The 22,393-nt window shown below is 40.9% G+C and carries 15 protein-coding genes; all 15 read right to left on the minus strand.

The window, feature by feature from the left end; all coding sequences use genetic code 11:
- Positions 1–4 precede the first annotated feature (4 nt).
- Positions 5–2,500: an S-layer family protein gene (locus tag V7K84_RS18700; RefSeq protein ID WP_334840177.1), complete on the minus strand. Its 2,496-nt coding sequence runs from the start codon at positions 2,498–2,500 to the stop codon at positions 5–7.
- Between the two features lie 141 nt (positions 2,501–2,641).
- Entirely contained in the window at positions 2,642–5,125 is a 2,484-nt protein-coding gene (locus V7K84_RS18705) for an S-layer family protein (protein ID WP_334840179.1), read from the minus strand.
- Positions 5,126–5,235: 110 nt separating this feature from the next.
- A complete protein-coding gene (locus V7K84_RS18710) occupies positions 5,236–7,017 on the minus strand; it encodes a ShlB/FhaC/HecB family hemolysin secretion/activation protein (RefSeq protein ID WP_334840181.1) in 1,782 nt (593 codons plus the stop codon).
- 545 nt (positions 7,018–7,562) lie between these two features.
- Complete coding sequence (locus V7K84_RS18715) at positions 7,563–7,730, minus strand: CopG family transcriptional regulator (protein ID WP_334840183.1); 168 nt, start codon at positions 7,728–7,730, stop codon at positions 7,563–7,565.
- A gap of 985 nt (positions 7,731–8,715) precedes the next feature.
- Positions 8,716–10,056 carry a DUF4910 domain-containing protein gene (locus V7K84_RS18720; protein WP_334840185.1) on the minus strand — a complete coding sequence of 447 codons (1,341 nt, stop codon included), beginning with the start codon at positions 10,054–10,056 and terminating at the stop codon, positions 8,716–8,718.
- Between the two features lie 14 nt (positions 10,057–10,070).
- Positions 10,071–11,009, minus strand: a complete 939-nt coding sequence (locus tag V7K84_RS18725) for an NAD-dependent epimerase/dehydratase family protein (protein WP_334840187.1) — start codon at positions 11,007–11,009, stop codon at positions 10,071–10,073.
- Positions 11,010–11,049: 40 nt separating this feature from the next.
- Positions 11,050–11,934, minus strand: coding sequence for a hypothetical protein (locus V7K84_RS18730; RefSeq protein WP_334840189.1), 885 nt, complete (start codon positions 11,932–11,934; stop codon positions 11,050–11,052).
- Between the two features lie 160 nt (positions 11,935–12,094).
- The gene (gene rfbC, locus V7K84_RS18735; protein ID WP_334840191.1) at positions 12,095–12,652 is read right to left on the minus strand and encodes a dTDP-4-dehydrorhamnose 3,5-epimerase; all 558 of its coding nucleotides are present in this window, start codon (positions 12,650–12,652) and stop codon (positions 12,095–12,097) included.
- Positions 12,653–12,692: 40 nt separating this feature from the next.
- A complete protein-coding gene (locus V7K84_RS18740) occupies positions 12,693–13,346 on the minus strand; it encodes a PIG-L deacetylase family protein (protein ID WP_334840193.1) in 654 nt (217 codons plus the stop codon).
- Positions 13,343–14,140 carry a sugar phosphate nucleotidyltransferase gene (locus V7K84_RS18745; RefSeq protein WP_334840195.1) on the minus strand — a complete coding sequence of 266 codons (798 nt, stop codon included), beginning with the start codon at positions 14,138–14,140 and terminating at the stop codon, positions 13,343–13,345. Before V7K84_RS18745 ends, V7K84_RS18740 begins: the two co-directional genes overlap by 4 nt.
- Positions 14,141–14,179: 39 nt before the next feature.
- A complete protein-coding gene (locus tag V7K84_RS18750) occupies positions 14,180–15,445 on the minus strand; it encodes a class I SAM-dependent methyltransferase (protein WP_334840197.1) in 1,266 nt (421 codons plus the stop codon).
- Positions 15,446–15,464: 19 nt separating this feature from the next.
- On the minus strand, positions 15,465–16,493 hold the full coding sequence (locus V7K84_RS18755) for an NAD-dependent epimerase/dehydratase family protein (protein WP_334840199.1): 1,029 nt from the start codon (positions 16,491–16,493) through the stop codon (positions 15,465–15,467).
- A 3-nt stretch (positions 16,494–16,496) separates the two neighbouring features.
- Positions 16,497–18,482, minus strand: a complete 1,986-nt coding sequence (locus tag V7K84_RS18760; RefSeq protein ID WP_334840200.1) for a tetratricopeptide repeat protein — start codon at positions 18,480–18,482, stop codon at positions 16,497–16,499.
- Positions 18,483–18,689: 207 nt separating this feature from the next.
- Entirely contained in the window at positions 18,690–20,693 is a 2,004-nt protein-coding gene (locus tag V7K84_RS18765) for a tetratricopeptide repeat protein (protein WP_334840202.1), read from the minus strand.
- A 395-nt stretch (positions 20,694–21,088) separates the two neighbouring features.
- Complete coding sequence (locus tag V7K84_RS18770; protein ID WP_334840204.1) at positions 21,089–22,369, minus strand: calcium-binding protein; 1,281 nt, start codon at positions 22,367–22,369, stop codon at positions 21,089–21,091.
- Positions 22,370–22,393: the final 24 nt, after the last annotated feature.

Raw genomic sequence — 22,393 nt, forward strand, 5'->3', positions numbered from 1 at the left:
ATCATTAACTTCTCGGAACCGCAGCACAGGTTAATGCTGGTTGCACCTGAGTAGCAGATTTATCTCCAAATATCTCGATTTTGCCATCAGCATTACGTCCCCAACCTGTAGCCTGGACAAAAACTGCCTCTTTTGTGGGTATTTGGGCTATCACTTCGCTTGTTTTGCGGTATGCAGAGAGATGGCGGATATCAGACCAAGTGCGTAGACGTAGCCCATCGTAGACATCACTCGTCACCTGATTAGGATTTTGCGGCACACCACCTCGTCCCGTTGCCACAAAGCGGCTGCCTTCACTGCCCGCGCAGCCTGTAGCAATTTGCTGAGATGGATCGGTGACATTTGCAGGCAGTTCGACTAAACCAGAATTTGGATCGATACCGATAGTATTAACTTGAACCGTGCCACTTACCCCAAATTGGGAACTGGCGGTGATGTCACTTTCAGGTGTGAGTTGGTTGCGGAACTTCAGCCCAAAGATGCCTTGAGTGGTGATTTGAATATTACCACCTCTGCCTCGGACTGCATTGGCAATAATGTCGCTGTTTTTCAAGCCGATGATGATGGGTGCATTGATGTTTATATTACCTCCATTCCCTGAACCGCCAGCTGTTGAAGTTATCTGGCTATTGTCTTGCAGAAGCAACAGATTTTTGGTGGACAATTTAATATTGCCACCATTACCGGATTCTGTTTGTGCTTGAATAAATCCTTGATTCTTTAATTGGATGGTATCTGCACTAATATTAATATTGCCACCATTTCCACTACCTTGACTGGTGACACTGACTGTCCCGCCATTCGTCAGCGTTAAGTTCGGTGTGGTAATGCTGACAGTGCCGGCATTCGCTGTTAATATATCTGGCAAACCAAATCGTTTCCGCAATGACGGATCGGGTCGGATGGTGGAGGCGTTAATGCTACTATTAGTTGCCCGACCTTGACCACTGATGGCGATAGCTTCAGTAGCGTTGATGCTCAAATCTCCCCCATTACCTGCAAAAAATGCGGTAGCGGCAACTGCTCCCCCATCCAAAATTTGCAATTTCGCAGTATCTAGGGTCAAGGTTTTGGCACTTCCGGTTGCAAATGTAGTTGAGCTAATGTTGCTGTAAAGTCCAGAGGGACTTTCTCCGATCACCGTGGTATTGTTGTTGCGAATCGTCACTTTACCGCTAGAACCACTGCCAAAGGTAGCCGAAGATAGTGAGGCACCGCTTGATACTAGTAGACTATTACCATTGACGAAAACATCACCAGCATTCCCAGTGCCTAGTGTAGTAGTGTTAACTGTGGTGACATCAGCAGGATTATTGGCTGAAAAGCCAGACAGTTCAATGGCGGTTGCATCAATGTAAATATTGCCACTGGGAGCTGCTCCAAGAGTTGTGCTATTCAACCCCGCTCCCGACTTGATAGTGAAGTTGGGAGTAATAACGCTGATATTCCCACTAGCTCCCATACCAAAAGCATTAGTACGCACTCCGCTCTGAATTGCGCCATCAGCTGTTTTGGCAATTAGATTAATGGACTCTGTAGCCTGAAGGCGAATGTCACCACCAGGGAGATTGCCAAAATTTTGCGCCAGTACCAGAGAGCCATCGGTGAATTGAATTTGCCTACCCTGAATTTGAACGGAACCTGCATTCACGCCGCTGATATCTAAGAGCGATCGCTGTGCCAGTTGAATATCGCCAAAGCTTTGTACATTCCCATATCCCAGTGTATAGCCCTGTGTGGTTGGTATCAGGTTTACCAATGCTGTACCGCTTACACTACCCAATTCAACTCGCCCTTGTTCGGCGATTAGGTTTGCCCCATTTAGATGTATGTCGCCACCCACTAAAGCTAGGGTGTTTCCCGGCTGTACCCGCAGTTTTGTAGAACTGGGAGTCTGAATCGGGGGAGCTAGAGTCAGTCCACTGGGATTCCTCAAAGTATGTCCTGTACCTTGAACAGTGATTGATGCGGGATTGTTACCCAGTTGCAACCCAATGGGAACATTGATACTCAACAAGGGGGCAGATTCCGAATTAATTACACTAAACTCAGCACCATCGGCAAATTTAATACTGCTGGCAGTGCTACCAATAAACGAACCCCCAATGTTTAGTTGGGCATTAGCTCCAAAGATTATCCCACTAGGGTTGATCAAGAACAGACTGACGGGGTTGTTGCCGTTAATCGTCTGAATCAAGCCATCAATGTTAGAAATATTACCGCCAGTAACACGGCTGAAGATGGTAGAAATGTTGGGCGTGTTCGTTAAATCAAAAGTAGCCGAACCGCCAGTGGGAATCGAAAACTGCTGGAAACTGTGAAATAAGTTACTGTTGGCGGCACTACCATTAGTAATGGTGAAGTTATTACCGCTTTGGGAGACAGCAGTATTGAGGGTGCCATCGGGAGTTAGCTGGGCACTCACAGAGGCACACCAAAGGAGCATCCCACCTGTCAGCATTATATCGATCAAACCCCAGCAAACAGAAGGTGCTTTCATCGCTCACTTTCCATCAATACTTAATACATATAGGGTTCCCTAAACGGTATTGTGTTTGAACAGCATCAACGGTTTTAGTTGTCATCTTGGTGTAGCTTTCTGAAAACGAAACTTGCCGCAGGCATTGCAATTGCTGGAACTTCAGTTCGTTGCACCACAGGTTAAATATGGTTGTACATGGGTTGCTTGAGCCGCAATTAACTCAATTTTGCCTTGGGTGTTGCGATGCCAGGAAGTAGCTTGGACAATAACTTCTGAAGATTCAGGTATTTGTGCTGTGATTTCGCCAGTTTTGCGGTATGCAGAGATATCGCGGATATCAGACCAAGTGCTTAGGCGTAGCCCGTCGTAGACATTGCTCGTCACATCTTGATTGGGATTTTGCGGTACACCACCCCGTCCCGTTACCACAAATCGACTGCCTTGGTTTGCAGAACAACCACTGGCTATTTGTTGCGATGGATCGGTTACATTCGCTGGTAGTTCAACTAAGCCAGAATTGGGGTCAACACCAATGTTATTGATTTGAACGGTACCGCTAACCCCAAATTCAGAACTAGCGGTAATGTCATTTTCGGAAGTGAGTTGGGGACGGAACTTGAGTCCGATAATCCCTTGGGTTGCGATTTGAATATTGCCACCCTTTCCTTTCACAGCATTGGCAATAATGTCACTATTTTCTAAACCCACGATGTTCGGAGCATTAATCGTAATATTGCCACCATTACCACTGCTACCTGCTTCTGCACTGATAAAGCTGCCATGACGCATCAGTAGTAAATCCCGCAGTTGTAAATTAGTGTTACCGCCACCGCCGGCTTTTGTGGATGCTGAAATGCTGGCCCGATTATCGAGTCGTAGGGTGTTCGCCTGAATGTTTAGAGTACCAGCTTTACCGGAGCCAAGGTTTTGGACAAAAACTGTTGCACCATTACTGATGTTAAAAAGTGGGGTGTTAATCGTGGTGTTACCTGAAGTAGCGCTGGAAACTCCAAAAACAGGACGAACAGCAGTACCAATATAGCTGGGATTTTCTGCATCTTTGACCCCATTCACATCAATCGATTCAGACGCATTGATAGTCAGTGAACCCGCATTTCCTAAAACTATGCTAGAAGCTGACACTCTGCCGCCAGCTTGAACCGACAGCTTGCGGGTATCGATTTTCAAATCCCCTGCATTACCAAACCCGAATGTGGCAGTAGACAACAAACTAAAATAAAAACCCTTTGGCGCTCCCTCATTTGTCACCTGAATTGTATCTGCCTTGACGATGAGATCGCCGCCATTACCTGAAGCGTAGGGTCTTGCTGCTATATTGCCGCCAGCTAAAATAGACAGGTTTTGAGTGGAGATGTTAACATTTCCACCTTTTCCAGCCCCATAGGAAGCAGCTAATATCTGGCTGACTGCTCGAAAAGGAGAAGGATCGCCAAATGCAAAACCATTCACCCGCATTTCATCAGTATTTATTGCAATATTGCCACCCGGTGCTGTGCTAAAGGTACGGTTTAAGATATACCCACCCCCATCAATATTCAATTGTGGGGTGGTAACGATAATATTCCCTGCTGCACCTGGGGATATAGTTTCATTAATTAAACTGCTGGAACTTTTAAAATCAGGAGACTTGCCGATAATCTGGAGGGACTGGGTGGCATTGATTGCAATATCACCAGCAGTTTGATTGCTGCGATTTTGCACTAATATCAGCGAACCATCTCGGATGCTGACCTGTTTCCCCTGAATTTGAATGGCTCCTCCCCATTGCCCACTGAGGTCGCGTGTAGATGCTAAAGCTCGTTGAGTTATCTGAATATCGCCAAAACTCGAAGCATTAGGATAACTCAGCGCAAATCCTTCAGGGATGGAATTGAGGGTGACGCTTCCGTTAGTGATGCTACCCAGTTCTATTTGCCCTCCTGGTGCGGAGAGCAATCCTCCATTTAAGGCAACATTCCCACCCAGCAATGCCAGCATCTTTCCAGGTTGCAACTGCAATCCTCTCGTACCGAGGTTTAATCCAGAAACCTGAAGTGAGTCGCCTAATTGGGCATTGTGTCCTGACCCTTGGACGGTAATGGCTCCTGGATTACTACCAAATTGTAAGCCAACTGGCACATCGATCGTCAACAAAGGGGCTGGTGTAGTGTTGGTAGCACTAAACTCCACCCCGTTAGAGAACTTGATGCTGGTTGCAGTTGTTCCAACAAACGATCCACCAATATTCAGTTGGGCATTGGCCCCAAACAAAATACCCGCAGGATTGAGCAGGAATAAATTGGCGCTACCGTTGGCACGGATTAACCCATCGATATTAGACACACTACCACCTGTGACACGGGCAAAGATGTTTTGGATATCGGTGGCATTATTGAAGAAGGCGGAACCATTTGTAGGCAAAGAGAACTGGCTGAAGCTATGGAACAAGTTTTTCCCAATCTGATTGCCATTGATGATGGTGAAGTTATTACCGCTTTGGGAGACGGTAGTGTTGAGGGTGCTATCAGGTGTCACCTGGGCGTTGGTTGAATTACTCCAGAGGAGCATAGCAGCCAGAGGGATAAACATCCCACTTCTCAATATAATATTCACCAAACCCAGCCAAATAAAGGTTGTTTTCATTTAGTTTGCCAACATTTCAAATTGCTAAAACCATGACTAGCAAAACTCAAAGAGTTTTTTGAATAAAACTCTTTGAGATATATTCATAGTCACAGGGATTATTGATTGCCTCAAAACGCTGAATAACTCACTGAGAAGTACAGTCCATTTTCCTGGAGCGATCGCCTTTCCCCGTCCACTGAAATCAAAGGAATGCCCCAATCTATGCGGGCCAAGAAGTCATCACCCTGTTTCCATAACAGCCCCAACCCAGTACTAACAAGCGTACTCGGTGATGGATTTTCGCCTTTGGTATTCCAGCCTTTACCTACATCAATGAAGGGTGTCAGTTGCAACACTCCGCCAATTTTGGCAGCGCGGACAATTGGGACTCGAAATTCCGCCGAAAATAACATACCATTATCTGTGAGTAATGCATCTTGGCGATAGCCCCGTACACTTAGCTGTCCACCAAGACCAAATTGCTCCAAAGGTACTAATGAATCTGCTGCCAGTTGGAAATCGCCCCTAGCTAAAAATAGAGTATCCGGTGCTAATTGTCGCACCCACTGTGCTTGTCCCCGCCACGCAAAAAAGCGGCTATCTGGTTCATTATTACTGACATTCGCATCGAACCAATCTACACCTAAGCTAAATTGCGATCGCGCCGCAAATACATACTGGTTGCTTCGCTGGGTATATTCTTGAAAAAAGCGCAGAGCCGAAATATTGGTTTTTCCGTTCGCATCTGCACCTGGGGAGAGTCGAAACGGCCCAATATTATCAAGACCTAACTCAGTTTGGCTTGACTGACGCGAGAACGATAGCCCCACTGCCAACTCTTGGGTTGGTTTTTGCACCAGTGGTTGCCGATAACTCAATTCGTAAGAGCGAGTATTTGACTGGATATCAAGGACACTGAATGGTTCTTCAATCACGCGATTCCATCCTTGGCTAAAACCAAAGGATACAGTGCCATCGTGGGCATTAATCGGCAACGTGTAATTGACATTGATTGTATTACTGCCATCGGTATTGGCGTATCCCACGCTCAGGGTATCGCCCAAACCCAATAAATTGGCTTCTTGCAGATCCACTCCCCGGCGAAAACTGCCCACACTTGGCGATCGCCCATTATCCAGGCTTGCTGTCAGTTTAAAAGTTTCTGCTTCTTTAACCTCCACTTGCAACACATTGGTTCCCGGTTGCACGCCTGTCTGCAACTCGGCTGACAGGTTTTGAATCCGCGGATTGAGGCGGAGTAGTTGCAGCTTTTCTATTAAACGCGGTACATTTAGAGGTTTGCCTGCACCAAGTTTAATGCGATCGCGAATGTATTGAGTGTGTAATCGCCTATTACCGACAATCTTAATTTCTTCCAAACTACCCTCAATCACCTGAATTTTGATTGTCCCAGCTTCAATTGTCTGCGGTGTAATCAATGCGCCTGTGGTGACATAGCCGTTATCAGTGTAGAGTTTGGTGATGGCATCTTTAACTTGCAACAACTCTGCAAATGTCAGTTCTTGTCCCACAAAGGAATTTGTGACAGCGGCAAACTGTTCTGCTTTGAAAACTGTACTGCCCACAACTTCAATGCGATCGACCCGAAATTTGGTATTAGGGTCATTCTGCTCCAGAATCGGCTGATTCGGTAATTTTAGGGATGGAAGCAATTGATTCTCGTCTGGTGGCTTGGGTAGCACATCCGACGGTAACGCAGTGTCAGGAAGATCGTCTAACCGACCTGGAGGTAATGTCTGAGGTGCAGGAGTTTGGGCGATTGCATCCTGATAGTTACACAATATTGCGGCGATCGCAAAGCTGAGTGTTATAAATCCAGCAAAAATCCTCAGTTCGCCCACGGAATTGCTTACCTTTGGCTGATTTATGACCAAGGTTTTTCTAACCATTATTTGTAATTAAATAAATTAGAGATTAAATTCTTAATACTTTGGAAAGTATAAGTAAATAAGTGGTAAGTACTATATCTAACTTAAAAATTTTCCGAAAAGATCAGTAATATTACTATTTGTCAAAAAAGAATTCAGGAGCAAAGCCAGATACAAGAAGGGTATTCTGACCGAAAAAATGGATAAATTACTGCTTAAAGACAGCCACAAAACTTGAAATTTAGTAGTTTAAAAAACACTTACAGACTCCCTACCGCTACGGGTAAGCAAGCTAGTAAGAACATCTGGATGCTGAATTCTACCTATCTTTTATTCAATTAATTTGATATTTTTAATTATGCAAGTGTATCAAGATGATTGCACAATATCCAAAGCAAAAGTCAGAGCGAAGATTTCCTCGGCTCTGAACTTTGTAAGAGAGTATTCTTATTTAAATTCCCTAACTTTAATTATAGGGATTCACTGTTAGCTGATAACTGTTAAGCAGCATATTTCACTGACAAATTAAGATGTACTTATCCTGTTTCACTTTTTTGCAGTTTGATTCATGAGCTTTCAGAGGCTTTTTCATCTTTAGCATAAAGAGAGCGAATTAACTCCCGAATTACATCAGTTGCTGGTCTGCCAGTCGTTGAACAGTATTGTTCAAGCTTCTGTGCCTCGCCTGATGTGAGATTGATTGTAAGTCGTTTAACAGCCCATTTTTTATTCATGTACTAGACAAGGTATGTTTTTAAACTACTTCTCTAATATCAATCATCTAAACTGCTCTTACAATGGTATAAGTAATGACATTTATTTCAAGTAATCATGAAGTTAAATAGGATATTTTTCCAAGTAATAGTGAAGAGGTGAAGTATATTCTAGATTATAAAGTTAAGCTACTTTCCGGGCAGTAATTATAAATAGAATGTAAAACTAACATTAAATATATCAATACAGAATAAGTATTCTCACAGAACAATTGAGGATAATAATATAGAAAAAGTTGGCAGACCTAGCAAATAGAATTCGCGGCTACACACATCAAACCCACCTCCCAATACTTTTCGGGTTTTGGGGAAAAGGGGAAAGGGAAAGGGTTTGAATCTACCTTTATCGCAAGCCCACTAACCTTTCCCCAGACTCAAAGAGGGATTGTTGGGTTTATCCGAGAAGTATTAACCCACCTCCAGGGGTTTTAAACCCTAGATATTCTTTTAGACGGGACATCCACTTTTGGAAGAAACACTGGGCGATTGGAAATCGCGGCTACACAAACGTACTCCTTTGGAGAACCCGTTGGCGTAGCCTCTCGAACCCGCATTTCTCACAAGCTCCTTTGCGTTTGATGATGAGTAATAAGTAATGGGTAATGAGTAATAAGTAAAAGAGCAACAGGCGCAATACCAGTGCAAGAACTTGTACATTCTTGACGAGTTACTCCTTACTCACTACTCATTACTCCTCCATTCGAGGTGTGGTGAGAAATCCGGGTCGAAGAGAAGGGTAGGCCGCCTACACGGACTTTCTGAAACCCGCGCAGGTGGTCACTGAGTCGGTCGTTGTGCGGGTTTAGTTTTATAGCCCCAGACTTCTAGTCTGTTGGCGTAGCGGGCGATCCGCCAAAAGTGGATGCTCCCTTTTAGATTACCTGGTGAGAAGGACTTGCCTACGTTTGCGTCGTAGCGAATTTCATTTTCCCTATCTTTTTCAAACTTAATTGGTTTTAATTGTTAATAAGTCATGTGTTGATAATGTATCGGCAGCAGATTTGATCGTATCAAATGACATACCCGACTTTTCTGCAATATCTAATAGAGTATGCTGACCGTCAGATAAATTTAAAACCCACAGGATTGCCATTTCATTTAGCCCGCTATCTTTGTTAGCACCAACTGCCCGATATATTCCTCTTTTACCTAACTGTGGCTCACATTTGGGATTTTTGTTGTAGTAGATTTCGTTATTGTTGAGGATATACAACATCGAATTACATTGAAAGAATGACTCGGCAAGATATTGGGGTTGAACGAAATTTAAATCATCTGCTGAGGTATGGTATTCAGGAAAACTACCATGAGGCGATCGCATGAAGCAACCTACAGCTAAATTAAATCCTGGCGAGCAATATTGTCGCTCATCATAGCCATAGGGAAAGAAATCTATAATTTTGTGATCTTGTTTTGAGTTTTTGAGTACATAAGCAGCAACTTTATCGATTTCAGTGTCACCTCTACGACTTTTTTTGTAGGTAAAGTTGCCTGCATCTCCTAAACAAGTTAATACCAAGCCATGTTTAATGTTATTGACTTTAACTTCATTGAGAGCCAACCATGTAATTGAGCCAATGGTTCCGGGAATCCAGAGAAATCTATAGGAATATCTTGGTGTAGTTTGACTTAAATATTTAGCGATAAAAGTAGCGATCGCAATTCCCGAAAGATTATCATTACACAGTGAAGGATGACAGGCATGGCAAGAAATCAAGACTTCATCAGTACTGTCTCCGGGAATATAATACTCACCATAAGTCAAATAACCTGGTTTTAGAGAAGAATCAATACATACTTCATATTCTTCATCATTTAGTTGCAAATATTGATTATGAGTCAGGCAAAAACCCCAACTTTCCTTGTAATATGAAGTTCGGTAAGGAATCCAATTAGGATAATCGGCAAGTGTAAATAGATGCGATTTAAGTTCTTGAAGAGATATTTTTTGATGTATGGGAATACTATAGTTAACAACGTGCAAATTTGAATTATTAAAATCTACAATCTTTTCACCTTGAGAATTTTTAATATAGGCATCTTTAATATTCCACTCATTAGGGACTGTCCAATCAAATACCTCTGTTCCTGTCGGCACTTCATGAACTGACAAAGAAAGATGCTGCTGGAGAATTTTTAAAGTTTCTCTAAATCCATCACCTGTAATACTACGGCAAATGGGATATAAATCAGAAATTAGCTGGTAAATTTCTAGACTGATATCTTTTAAGTTAAAAGAATTTTTTAGATCGACTAAATTAATATTCTGAAGTCTATCTGCAACCATAAGTAGAATCCTTGCTAACTGGTGTATCCAATCTTTTGTTGATGTTTTGTATACCAATTTACAGTCAATTCCAAGCCCTTCTTTAGAGAAATTGAAGGTTGCCAACCTAGTTTATCGTATGTATAAGCCGTATCAGCTACTCTTATCCTTTCCATCGGTCGCTCAGGTAAAGCACCAAATAGAGGCTGGATTTGAGGGTTAACCAGATTAACAAGCTGGGACACAACTGCATGAATGGGTACAAGTTCTCCCGAACCTAAGTCGAATGTACAACCCTCTACACTAGGAACTTGTGTTGCAGCAAGAAGTCCTGCAATCACGTCATCGATATAAATCCAATCAACTTGACGCTTTCCACTACTAAGTTTTGGAGCTTGCCCTTGCAACAAGGAAAGAATAACAGAAGGAACGATCTTAGACACATTTTGCCCTGGCCCATAGGTCATAAAAGGTCTAACAAGAACTACAGGTGTTTGATAGAGTTGATGGAACATCCGACCATAAGTACTACTAGCAAATTTAGCAATAGCGTAAGGAGAAGAAGGAACTACTTCAGGACGATCTTGTTCTGGTTCCTCTAAAGAAGCTATTAACACAATGCGACTACAGCCAATTTCGGCAGCTACCGTCAATAAGTTAATAGTACTAGTCAGTAAACTGTGAAAGGTAGGCAATATGAACTCTAGATTAGGAACTGCTGTTACAAGACCGGATAAATGGAAGATTACATCAGGTTTAATGCTGTGGAAAAGGTTTTGAACAAACTTAATGTCTTCCATGTCACCGTGCCACCATCGCAAGCAGCTGATATCAGAAGTATGAAAACTCCGAGAAACGGCATGTACTTCTGCACCATTGTGGCATAAATGACGGACTAAATGAGATCCTAGAAATCCGCTAGCACCTGTAATCAGTATTGTTTGTCCAGACAATTTTTCAACAGAGTTCACCATTTATTGTTCGCAGACTGGAGTTGGGAAAACAAAAGTTCTTCTACAAGAGATTGTTTGTTGTAGACAACAACAATGTATCAGTAATCGGGCAGAAGTCAGTGCCTCGTAAGAAGTCGCCTAAAGAAGTTCCTGTACAAGCTGAATCAATATTTGGCGCACCCTTTTGAGCTATGACATCATCAAAATGTACAGTTCTAAAGTCAATACTGAAACGGGTATAGCCTGATGTGTTGGGAATAGTGGAGTGCATCTGCGCTCCTGAAAAGAGAATCATGCCACCAACTTGTGTAATTAACCGCAATTGCGGCTCCATTTCTAAAGTTTCTTCCGCATGGGGTTGCTTGCGCGTATCTATTTCAATGTGCTGTGCCGCATTTTTGCGACTTTCTTTAATCCACTCAGCGTAGTTATAATCTCTTGAGCTATTCTTAACTGGTTGACTCCAGTAGCGGGGATGGAATGCCATCGCATTCTCTGGGGTAATATCGTAGACAGGAATCCACCAGTTAATCTGGCACATAGGAGCAGAATACCAGGTGTCACGATGAGGATGGAAAGCATAAGCAATACCAGCAGTCAGATAGCGATCGCTGGTTGCTGTTCTCAGGCGAGGTACATCGAAATAGGTTTTGTTCAAGTCACATCCACTTTCTTTCAAGATGCCTTGAATGAGTTGTTTAGATTCAGGGTGATGGATAAAAGCTGGCTTGAGTTGTGCTAAAATCTCAACGTATTTCTCTACAGGCAAGCTATGTTGTGCTTCTCTCGGATCTAAAGGGGCAAATGCTTCTTCAACCATGCCACGAGCAAAATCACATAGAGCGATCGCACTGGCGCAAGGAGAAAAGACAAACACTTGTCCGTTATAAAGATGCTTGCGTCTGATTTCATCACTAAAAATCGAATCAAAATAAATTGTACTCACTTCGCCCTCATCTGCTGTAACAAAGTTTGAACACAGTATTAAGTAAGAAACTCAAAATTCAATTTTTCAAATTTTGATTTTCCGTGTCTCTGCGCCTCTGTGTGTTCCTAATCCTATATTTACTCAGCAACTATATATTTTTAAATTGATCTTAAAAGTCCTACATTACCGTAGTCGTTACAATTTTTTTCGATTCAAATAAACTCCAAGCCCGATCTTTATCCGAAATTTCAGTCACAGATAGAGGCCATTCAATACCAAAAGCTGGGTCATCATAGCGATACCCGGCAGCATATTCTGGTGCATAAAAGTCACCCATTTGATACATCACCTCCGTCTCATCGCTCAGAGTTTGAAAACCGTGAGCACACCTATCTGGGATATAGAGAGCAAGACGATTTTCAGCAGTTAACTCTATACCAATATGAGATAAATAGCTAGGAGAATCTGGACGCAAATCGATAATTACATCATAAATAGCTCCTCTGATACAACGCACCAATTTTGTTTCCTGAGAAGGAGGCATTTGATAATGCATACCCCGCAATGTTCCTTTTTTATAGTTAAAAGATAAATTGCATTGGGCAATAGTAGGTTTTAAGCCACGATCTTGAAATTCCTGAGTACAGAAACTCCGAGCAAAAAAGCCGCGAATATCTCGGTGCAGTTCTAAATCAACAATAAATGCTTCTTTTATTTTAGTTTCAGTGAAGATCATAAATATTACAAATTATGAAAAAAATTAAAATTCTAATTTTTTAGAAAAACATTTTTCGACAGTAAAATGCTTCCGCATATTTACTCGGTGAATTTGATTCAATCCCGCGAATTCTGAGAATCGCACGAAAAGTCTCTTCTGTAAACCACTGCTTATTATTCTGGGTAGCAAACGCATCTAAAATATATTGAATTTTTCGACGGCAGAGTGTTTCATTTAAATGAACAAAGAAATTAGGAATACCCAAATCACCATCATATTTGGGTATTTCATATTCTAAAATTAAATGATTTCTAAAGGTATTCCAAGTAAAGTCAGAAATTAAGCGGTGATCTTGATGGCGATCGTCTCGATGATGAGTAAAGATTATATCTGGTGAAAATTCTTGCTTCAACTGTTCAAAGCATTCCTTCACCTCCATCCCTTGAAAAGGTAGAAAGCCATCTCGAAAATTTTTAATGATAATTTTCTTGACTGGGATTTCTTTTAAGAATAGATTAGCACTTGCAGTTGCTTCTTCTGCTCTTTGCTCATTGGAACTAAAGACAACCCAATAGATAACAACATCTTGGTAATTCTCTATCAGCTTTAAGATTGTGCCTCCACAACCAATCTCGATATCATCACAATGAGAACCTAAACAAAGAATTTTGTACTCAGATTCTTCTATCTTATTCAAACTAAGTTGGATCATATATGGTCGACTTGTACTTGTTCATCTCCCCAAACTTCCCAAGGTCTTTTGCCTTGAGCATACATATCATCCAACTGTTGTTTCTCTTTAAATGTATCCATTACTCCGAAAAAGCCAGTGTATTTATATGCAAAAAGTTCTTCTTTGGCAATCAATCTTTGAAAAGGCTCAAGTACAAGTTCTTCACCATAATTTATATAGTTAAAAATCTCTTTTTTAAAGATAAAATATCCTCCATTAATCCAAATATCACATTGCTTTACATCTTGGATATTTTTTACCAAACCATCCTCTTGCATGTCAACTAAGTGAAAAGTTTGGCTTGGTCTGACAGATAAAAAACTACCGATTTTATCACGCTGATAAAAATTATTGATATACGTTGGTAAATGTAAATCTGTCAAACCATCACTATAATTAGCTAAAAATACTTCTTCTCCTTCTAGATACTTTTCTACTGCTTTGAATCTTTGACCAATGTTGGCAGTTAACCCTGTATCTACAAATGTAATATTCCAATCTTGAATATCTCGATTAAACAATTGAATTTGGCTACCGTTAGAAAGGGTAAAGTTATTAGAAAGCCATTCATTGTAATTTAAGAAATAGCTTTTAATTAGGTCAGACTTGTAACCAAGACATAAAATAAAATCCTTGTGCCCATAGTGAGCATAGTATTTCATGACATGCCATAATATTGGTCGATAACCAATATTCACCATTGGCTTAGGAATACTTTCTGAATATTCTCTCATTCTGGCTCCTAAACCACCGCAAAATAAAACTACTTTCATGTCACTTACCCCTTTTTGACGAGCAAAAATATTAAATACTTAAGAGTAGACATTAACTTCAGGAATTGGTACAACAAATTGACCTCCCCAATCCCGAATGTAAGCCATTTGTGTCATAATTTCATTTTTCAGATTCCAGGGTAATATTAGTATATAGTCAGGCTTTGTTTCGGCAATTTTGTCTGGATGAAAAATCGGAATATGAGTTCCTGGTAAAAATTGACCCTGTTTATAAGGGTTACGATCTACTGTATAGTCAAGAAAATCTGTGCGGATACCGCAATAGTTTAAGAGAGTATTTCCCTTACCTGGAGCACCGTAACCAACAATCGATTTGCCCTCTCGCTTAACTTTTATCAAAAAATCTAATAAGTTGCGTTTAGTTTCTTTAACTTGTTCTCCAAAGGAGAAATAGTATTCTAATTGCGTAAAACCAGCCGCTTCTTCTCTATTTTTCAGTTCTGATACTTGCTGAGTAACGGGTTTAGAAGAGTCTTCGTTGTGGCGCGCATAAATTCTCAAAGAACCACCATGAGTAGTTAATTCTTCTACATCAAAAATTGTCAACCCATGAGCAGCAAAAATCTTGTCTACAGTAAGAAATGAAAAATAAGAAAAATGCTCGTGGTAAATAGTATCAAACTGATTTTCCTCAATTAACCGCATTAGGTGGGGAAATTCCATAGTAATTACACCATGCGGTTTGAGGATAATTTTCATTCCTTTGACAAAATCATTCAGATATGGTGTATGAGCAAGGACATTATTTCCTAGTAATAAATCTGCCTGTTTGCCCTTAGCAACCTGTTCTTTTGCTGTCTCCTGTCCGAAAAATTTGACAACTGTAGGAATACCTTTTTGAATTGCTACTTCAGCAACATTTGCTGCTGGCTCTATTCCTAGCGCTGGGATGCTTTTGGCAACAAAGTATTGCAGCAAGTAGCCATCATTACTAGCAATTTCTATTACCTGACTTTCCTGGTTTAATTGGAAACGTTCGACTACTAAATCAACGTATTTTTTGGCGTGTTGTAACCAGCTATCAGAGTAGGAAGAGAAATAAGCGTAGTCGCTAAAAATATTTTCTGGACTAATGTATTCTTGGAGTTGAACTAAAAAACATTCCTCACAAACATAGACATGCAGAGGATAAAATGGCTCTACTTCATTGAGTTGTTTAAGACTGCGATAACTTTCGCAGGGAGGAGACATCCCTAAATCTACAAAAGTATGGTGTAAGCCTGTTCCACAGAATAGACAATTACCAGTTATTAGCTGATTATTTGTTGGCTTTAGTAAATTCATAACTTATTATATAAACTTTTTAAACAGTCTGCCAGAAGAAATCTCGATCGATTTGCTGAGTGCGAATGAGGTATTCCAGTTGTTTAAGGCGGGTAAAGCCTCTAGACTCAAATGTTCCTTTATCCATATCAATTTGCTGAAAAATATTATATAGTTGTTGGGCACCTCGTTGGGCATCCCATTCACATTTGAATCCTGGTAAATTTTGGTTAATTTTATTAAATAAAACCCGATAGCTGCGGTTATCAGGATCGTGTTTACCAAAGCTCAATTCACAATCTGTAAAAACATTTGCAACTATTTGAGCAATTTGTTTGACTTGATAGTTGCTATTTGTATCACCGACATTGAAAATTTGGTTATGAATTACATCACGCGGAGCTTCTAAGGTACAGATAATTGCTTTGCAGATATCCAATAGATGTACTAGGGGACGCCAAGGTGTACCGTCGCTGTTCATCTTGATTTCTTTAATTGTCCATGCCCAACCGGCTAGATTGTTTAAGACAATATCAAAGCGCATTCTTGGAGAAGCGCCATAGGCTGTGGCATTTCGGAGAAAGGTGGGAGAAAAGCCATCATCAGCAAGGAGTTTTACATCCTGTTCGACAAGTGCTTTGCATTTGGCATAAGCTGTTTGGGGATTGATGGTAGACTCTTCGCTAACGTAGTCTTCAGTGGCAAAACCATAGACACTGCATGACGAAGTATAGACAAAGCGTTGGATTCCAGCTGCTTTCGCCAGTTTCGCTATATGTACCGAGCCTTTGTGGTTGATATCGTAGGTGATATCAGGGGCTAACTGACCTAAAGGGTCGTTAGAGAGTTCTGCCATGTGAACTACTGCTTCCACACCTTGTAGGTCTTCTGTTGTAATGTGGCGGATGTCTTTGTTGAGGGTTTTGGCAGTTATTTTGGTGCCGTTATATAGCCAACCTACTTTATAAAAGCCAGTATCTAAACCAATAACTTCATGACCTTCTTGAATCAACAGAGGAGCTAATAACGAGCCGATATAACCTTCAGTTCCAGTTACAAGTATTTTCATATCCTATAGTGCGATCGCAGTTTGTGGGGATTTTAATTCAGCAGGAATCTTGTCTGGAATATTTTCTCCAGGAATAGCAAGCAACTTGGTAGCAATCTCATTCCGCAAAGGAGCTGCTTCATCTTGAGTCAACCAAGCAAATAACTTGGCGATCGCTTCAGGAGAACAATCGATTTTGAGAGCTTCTTGGAGCATACGCAAAGCACCAGTCAGATAACCGGCTCTTAGAGGAATGATTACCCTCCTTTCTAGAAGATAGTCAAAGTTATAGCTACGGGCTTTTGCTGTCATCTCTGTACAAAGATCCTCAGGAAGATAGCTCTCTGTAATCTCGATAGCACGGCGAAGAAATACTGCATGATTTCCTGTCAAAAAAAGATCGTTCGACCTTTTGTTAGTGTACAAACTTGTATCTACGCGATAAGAAGCCAAAATTTCTGGTTCATACCAACAATCATAAAAAGTAGCAATCCGTTTACACACTTCCCACCCGTTAAGATCGCTCAACTCAGAACAATATCCCCCTAGTCTTTCATAGGTTTGCCGCCGAACAACTATTGCTGAGGGTCTCAACGGATTTGTCACTACAATCTGTGAGAGCCAATCTTGAATAATACCTCTGTTTTCTCCATACCAATAACAAATATCCCCTTGAGAAAGAAACACCCCTTTTTCGTTAATATTCTCAAAACCTGTGAAAGCTGCTCCAACAGAATCCGAACAATTCTCCAAACTCTCCTTGAGTTGGGAATAAAAACCAGGGAGAACGTAATCATCATCATGAAGTATGTGAATCCATTGCCCTCGACTGAGTGTAATCCCTGTATTATGGTTTCCCGCTAACCCAATATTTTGCGAATTACGGTAGTAGCTTACTATACCTCTGCCAATAGAATTCACTAGATCGAAGAGTGGCGGCGTACTGGCATTATCCATTACCAGAATTTCCATTTCTTCTTCTCCAGTCCATTGTGCTAAAACACTAGCTAGACATTCGAGAAGATAGTCAGTACGTTTATATGCAGGAATCACCACACTCCAGAATGGCCTCTTTTTTTCACTAGCCACAACGGCTGGAATCTTGGGAAACTTATAGTTTCTCACAATTACTTCCTCTTGAGGAAGCTCCGGTGTAATCGGCACTTCTTCATGTTTGTCGGTTTCTGCATCAGCTACAAACGCTTTGAGGTAGTGGGGATTGGTGAGCTTCAACCCTTGTTGATAGGCAGATATTGCCTCTGGTAATTTGTTTTGATCTTGGTAAATTTTGCCTAATTTGAAGTAAATTTCTCCGTTGTGAGGATAAAGTTCCAATATTTTTTGATAAGAGGCTACTGCCTCTTGAAAATCACCTTGTTGTTGAAGCGCAATTCCCAAGTTATAGTGAGCATCGAGCAAATCAGGCTGTAAAGCGATCGCAGCTCGATAGTAAGCCACAGCAGTCTTTAAATCTTTTACTTGGTGCCGATTTCTGCCTAACTGATTGTTTAACGCCCCGTATTGAGCCTGTTGTTGGGAAGAAAGCTTTCCTTGGGCGTGCAATGCGTTCCCCAAATTCGCTTCAGCTTCAATACAGTTGGGCTGTAACTCTAATGCTTTTTGATAGCAAGCAACTGCCTCTTCCCATTTGCTTTGTAGTTGTAAGGTATAGCCAAGGTTATTATAAAGTGGCGCTGAGTCTGTCTTTAGTGCTATGGCTTGCTGATATGCTTCCACCGCTGCTGGTAACTGACCTTGGGCTTGATATAAATTACCTAGACTGAACCAAGCCTTGACGGAGTTGGGCTGAATCTGGAGGAGTTCATTCAACAACTGTTCAGCATTTTGGAACTGACCAACCTGCTGTGCCAGTATGCCTAATCCATATAAAGCTTCTGGGTGGTTAGGCTCTTTTTCCAAAATCTGACGGTACAGTTGTTCGGCTTTGATTAAATCATTGGCTCTATAATGTTTCGATGCTATTTGGAGAGATTCAGTAATTGTTGTCATTTTAAGTATTTTTATGATTTATTACTCCCAGTTTGCTCATTTTTTAGGCAGTTATAAAAAACACGGAACGTAAAAATAAGGGTTATAACGTTTGTCCCAGATTGCGATCGCTATTATCCAAAAACCTTATTTCTACGTCATTTACCAATTTCTCTAACTTCAAAAAAAATGGGCGAACTCCCAGTATTTAGTTAAGGTTTTGATTATCTAATTATCGAGAGGCAAAGAGATCAACCTGAAGGCGATCTCATCCCTCACAGGAGTGGCAATATCTGTTCTCAGCCAATTAAATAACTGTGCTAGTGACTCAGCAGACCGATCGATTTTGAGAATCTCTTCAAGTGTGCGAAAAGCGCCTGTCAGATGACCAGCCTTGAGAGGAACTTCTGTATCTGCTAAACAATTAATGAAGTAATGTTTACGTGATTGTGCTGTAATTCCTGCACAAAGATCGGCTGGAAGATAGCTTTCAGAAATCTCAATAGAACGACGGATCGATGCTACCCGATCTCCAGATAAGGAAAGTTCAGTTCTCATACTTTGGGAATGCACGCGATAATGAACCAAAATTTCTGGCTCGTACCACCAATCATAGAAGGTAGCGATCCGTTTATAGAGTTCCCAGTCGAGAGTAGAGGTTAATTCTGGATGATATCCACCTAGCCGTTCATAGGTTGTTCGACGAATCACAACAGCAGGTGGATTCAATGAGTTTGCTACACCAATATATAGCAGTAAATCTGAAACTATACCTTTGTATGCTCCGTATAATTGTTGGCGGAAAGTAATTTCTCTTGTTTCGTTGATATTTTCATAACCTGTAAAAGCTGCTCCAACGGAATCTGGACAACCTTCTAGACTCTGCTTGAGGCTAGTATAAAAACCTGGCAACACATAGTCATCATCATGAAGTAAGTGAATCCACAATCCTCGACTATTAGTAACTCCTGCATTCCAAGTTCCCTGCTGTCTGAGATTTTGCGGATTGCGGTAATAGCGTACTATACCTCGCCCGATCGCATTTACTAGTTGATACAGAGGTGGCGTACTTGCATCATCAATCACAAGAATTTCCATTTCCTCAATACCTGACCATTGAGCTAGGACACTAACTAAGGACTCTAGCAGATAGTCAGGACGTTGATATGCAGGAATAACCACACTCCAAAATGGTCGCTTGTCTTCTGTTTCCGATACTGGAGGGATTAGTGGAAAGTAATATTTACCTATTTGCACTTCTCCTTGAGGAAGTAGGGGAGTTGCTGATATCTCTTCTTTATTTTCTTGGGTAGCTGCAAATACTTTAGCATAATGTGGATTAATTAGCTTTAACCCTTGTTGATAAGCAGAGATCGCCTCTGTTAAATTATTCTGCTGTTGGTAAATTTTGCCTAAATTCAGGTAAACTTCTCCATAATTGGGATTAAGTTCCAAGAGGTTTTGATAGGATGCGATCGCCTCTTCTAATTCCCCTTGTTCTTGCAGCATCAAAGCCAAGTTATAATGGGCTTCTAACAAATTTGGTTGTAGTGCGATCGCTTGCTTGTGACAAGTAACAGCATTTTTCAAATCCCCTGCTTTTTTACGCGCAACACCCAATTTATTATTTAATTGCGCATAGTAGATTTTTTGATTGCTGGAGAGCTTACCTTGGGCGTGTAACGCATTGCCCAAATTAGTCTCTGCTTCGATAAAGTCTGGCTTTAACTCTAGAGCTTTTTGATAATAGTGAATTGCTTCTTCAAATAATCCTTGTTGTTGCAAAGCATAGCCCAAGTTGTTGTAAATTGGTAGTGAGTTAGGTAATAAAACTAAAGCTTGCCGATAAGCTTTCTCTGCTTGGGAAAACTGTTCTTGAACTAAATGCAAATTACCTAAACTGAACCAAGTTTTAACAGAATCTGGTTGAACTTGTGAAGCCGCACTTAGCCACTGTTCAGCAATTTCAGGTTGCCCCATCTGCTGCGCTAACATTCCCAAACCATATAAAGCTTCAGGGTTATCGGGTTGTTTTTCCAGAACTTGACTATATAGCTGTTCTGCCTCCAATAAACTATTCTCTTGTTGCTGTTGAACTGCTAGTTCGAGGATTTCAGCTACTTCTGTTCGATCTAGCGATTCAGCTTCATCCTTGTCACCTGACTGATGCGTTTGCACCGCAATTTGAATAAAGGATTTAACTCTAGATTCTGAAATGTTTGTATTATTCATAACTATGTAGTATCTATAACTATATTTGAATTGGATATTATATTGTTATAGATTACTATAAATTCAGAGCATAAGTGATAACTCTCAATAAAATATTTTACCTATTTTTGCGTGTTAATAAAGCAAGTCTATTTAGTTAAGATAAGGGAGATATTTTGTCAACAGTATGGGCGAAAAATAAACCTGAACTTAGCGATCAAACATTACCAATTCAAGTAATTTCAGTGCGTACATTATAGAGGTTCCTGTTGGCAAAATCTCTCCCAGAAAAGGTATCAACATTTTCTTGTGCAATCAGATTTTTTACTCACCTGATTGTTTTGACTGAAATGCTTGTAAATCAGAGTCTGTTAGGAAATGAAACGAGCAAAAACGAGCAATTAGCCTTACGCAAATTATATTACCGAGCTGATATCACTGGCACTCACGTTTGAAAATAGTATGCTTTGTTGAGGATTATTACCGAGAATCAAAGAATTACCAAGAGACAAAGAATTACCGAGAGAGAAAGAATTTAAGGTGAGAAGAGCGCCATCGCTGGTATCTGTGATGTTACCTCGACTTCCCCAGCCATCTAATACAAGCTTATCAACACCAACCTGGAAATCTTGAATGACATCGAAGTCTTTTTTAAACAAGGTATCGCTACGTTTGAAAGTAAATGTGTCATTACCTTCGCCACCAGCTAAGACATCATTACCACTACCACCATAGAGTGTATCATTGCCTTTACCGCCATAGAGTGTATCATTGCCATCGCCACCATCTAGCGAATCATTACCTTGGCCGGCGTCCAGGTTATCATTGCCTCTTTTTCCAGATAGCTTATCATCTCCCAAGCTGGCATAAAGTTTGTCCGCCCCGTTGGTTCCCGTCAGATTATCCTTCCGAATCGTGCCATAGATAACATCTCTACCCAGGTTGCCGATTAAAGTATCTCCTGCCAATTCAACAGAACTAGTATTAATTTTGACTATAGTTAGGTTGGTATTGCGCTTAAAATTCCGTTCATAAGTCCCAACAGCATTACCATCCAAAAAGTCACTACCATTGTTGCCATTAATATCAGAATCTTTATCACGACTGTCGATTGTGACATTGCCACTACGACCAAATTTTAGATCCCCGATTTTATCGGAGGAGACTAATTTCCCCTGGATGCCAAAATAATCTAAAACTCTAGCCCTGTTAGGATTTGTGGTATCTAATACCAAAAAAGTGGTTGTAGATTGAGCCTTGTTATATTCAACGTCAGGATTTTCAATTTCTTTAGCTGCCAATGCTAAATTTGCTGAAAAATCAAAAGAGAAGCTTTCATTACGACCAACTGCAAAACTAGCAAGTATCTTTGCTTCGCTGTTGGAAGTACCTTCAAACTGACCACTTAATCCAACTACAGCAGCCTGAGTGAAAAGTGATGAAAAAGTTGGATCAAAACTTGCTTGAGCCTCAGCAATAGCAGCAGTTACGCCACCTTTAACTAAGGTATCTGCCTGGGTAGCAGTTAAAATGCTTGTAGCACCTTCACTATAGTTAGAAAAAGTAGCATCTCCTTCAGCTGTAGCAAAATTAGGGCTAGGATCGGGCTTGGGATCGGGCCTATTATTGAGATTAGTTCTACCATTGAAAGAAAGTAACTTTTGGGGTGTCAGTCTTAGACTTACTATTGATGCCATAAAAAACCTGTGTTGATTTTGTGA

This window comes from Nostoc sp., assembly GCF_036917315.1.
Classification (GTDB): domain Bacteria; phylum Cyanobacteriota; class Cyanobacteriia; order Cyanobacteriales; family Nostocaceae; genus Nostoc.

Bases quoted from the DNA above. Each gene is read 5' to 3' on its own strand.
- V7K84_RS18700 (WP_334840177.1), bottom strand. From the start codon at position 2,500: ATGAAAGCACCTTCTGTTTGCTGGGGTTTGATCGATATAATGCTGACA.
- V7K84_RS18705 (WP_334840179.1), bottom strand. From the start codon at position 5,125: ATGAAAACAACCTTTATTTGGCTGGGTTTGGTGAATATTATATTGAGA.
- V7K84_RS18710 (WP_334840181.1), bottom strand. From the start codon at position 7,017: ATGGTTAGAAAAACCTTGGTCATAAATCAGCCAAAGGTAAGCAATTCC.
- V7K84_RS18715 (WP_334840183.1), bottom strand. From the start codon at position 7,730: ATGAATAAAAAATGGGCTGTTAAACGACTTACAATCAATCTCACATCA.
- V7K84_RS18720 (WP_334840185.1), bottom strand. From the start codon at position 10,056: ATGGTTGCAGATAGACTTCAGAATATTAATTTAGTCGATCTAAAAAAT.
- V7K84_RS18725 (WP_334840187.1), bottom strand. From the start codon at position 11,009: ATGGTGAACTCTGTTGAAAAATTGTCTGGACAAACAATACTGATTACA.
- rfbC (WP_334840191.1), bottom strand. From the start codon at position 12,652: ATGATCTTCACTGAAACTAAAATAAAAGAAGCATTTATTGTTGATTTA.
- V7K84_RS18740 (WP_334840193.1), bottom strand. From the start codon at position 13,346: ATGATCCAACTTAGTTTGAATAAGATAGAAGAATCTGAGTACAAAATT.
- V7K84_RS18745 (WP_334840195.1), bottom strand. From the start codon at position 14,140: ATGAAAGTAGTTTTATTTTGCGGTGGTTTAGGAGCCAGAATGAGAGAA.
- V7K84_RS18750 (WP_334840197.1), bottom strand. From the start codon at position 15,445: ATGAATTTACTAAAGCCAACAAATAATCAGCTAATAACTGGTAATTGT.
- V7K84_RS18755 (WP_334840199.1), bottom strand. From the start codon at position 16,493: ATGAAAATACTTGTAACTGGAACTGAAGGTTATATCGGCTCGTTATTA.
- V7K84_RS18760 (WP_334840200.1), bottom strand. From the start codon at position 18,482: ATGACAACAATTACTGAATCTCTCCAAATAGCATCGAAACATTATAGA.
- V7K84_RS18765 (WP_334840202.1), bottom strand. From the start codon at position 20,693: ATGAATAATACAAACATTTCAGAATCTAGAGTTAAATCCTTTATTCAA.
- V7K84_RS18770 (WP_334840204.1), bottom strand. From the start codon at position 22,369: ATGGCATCAATAGTAAGTCTAAGACTGACACCCCAAAAGTTACTTTCT.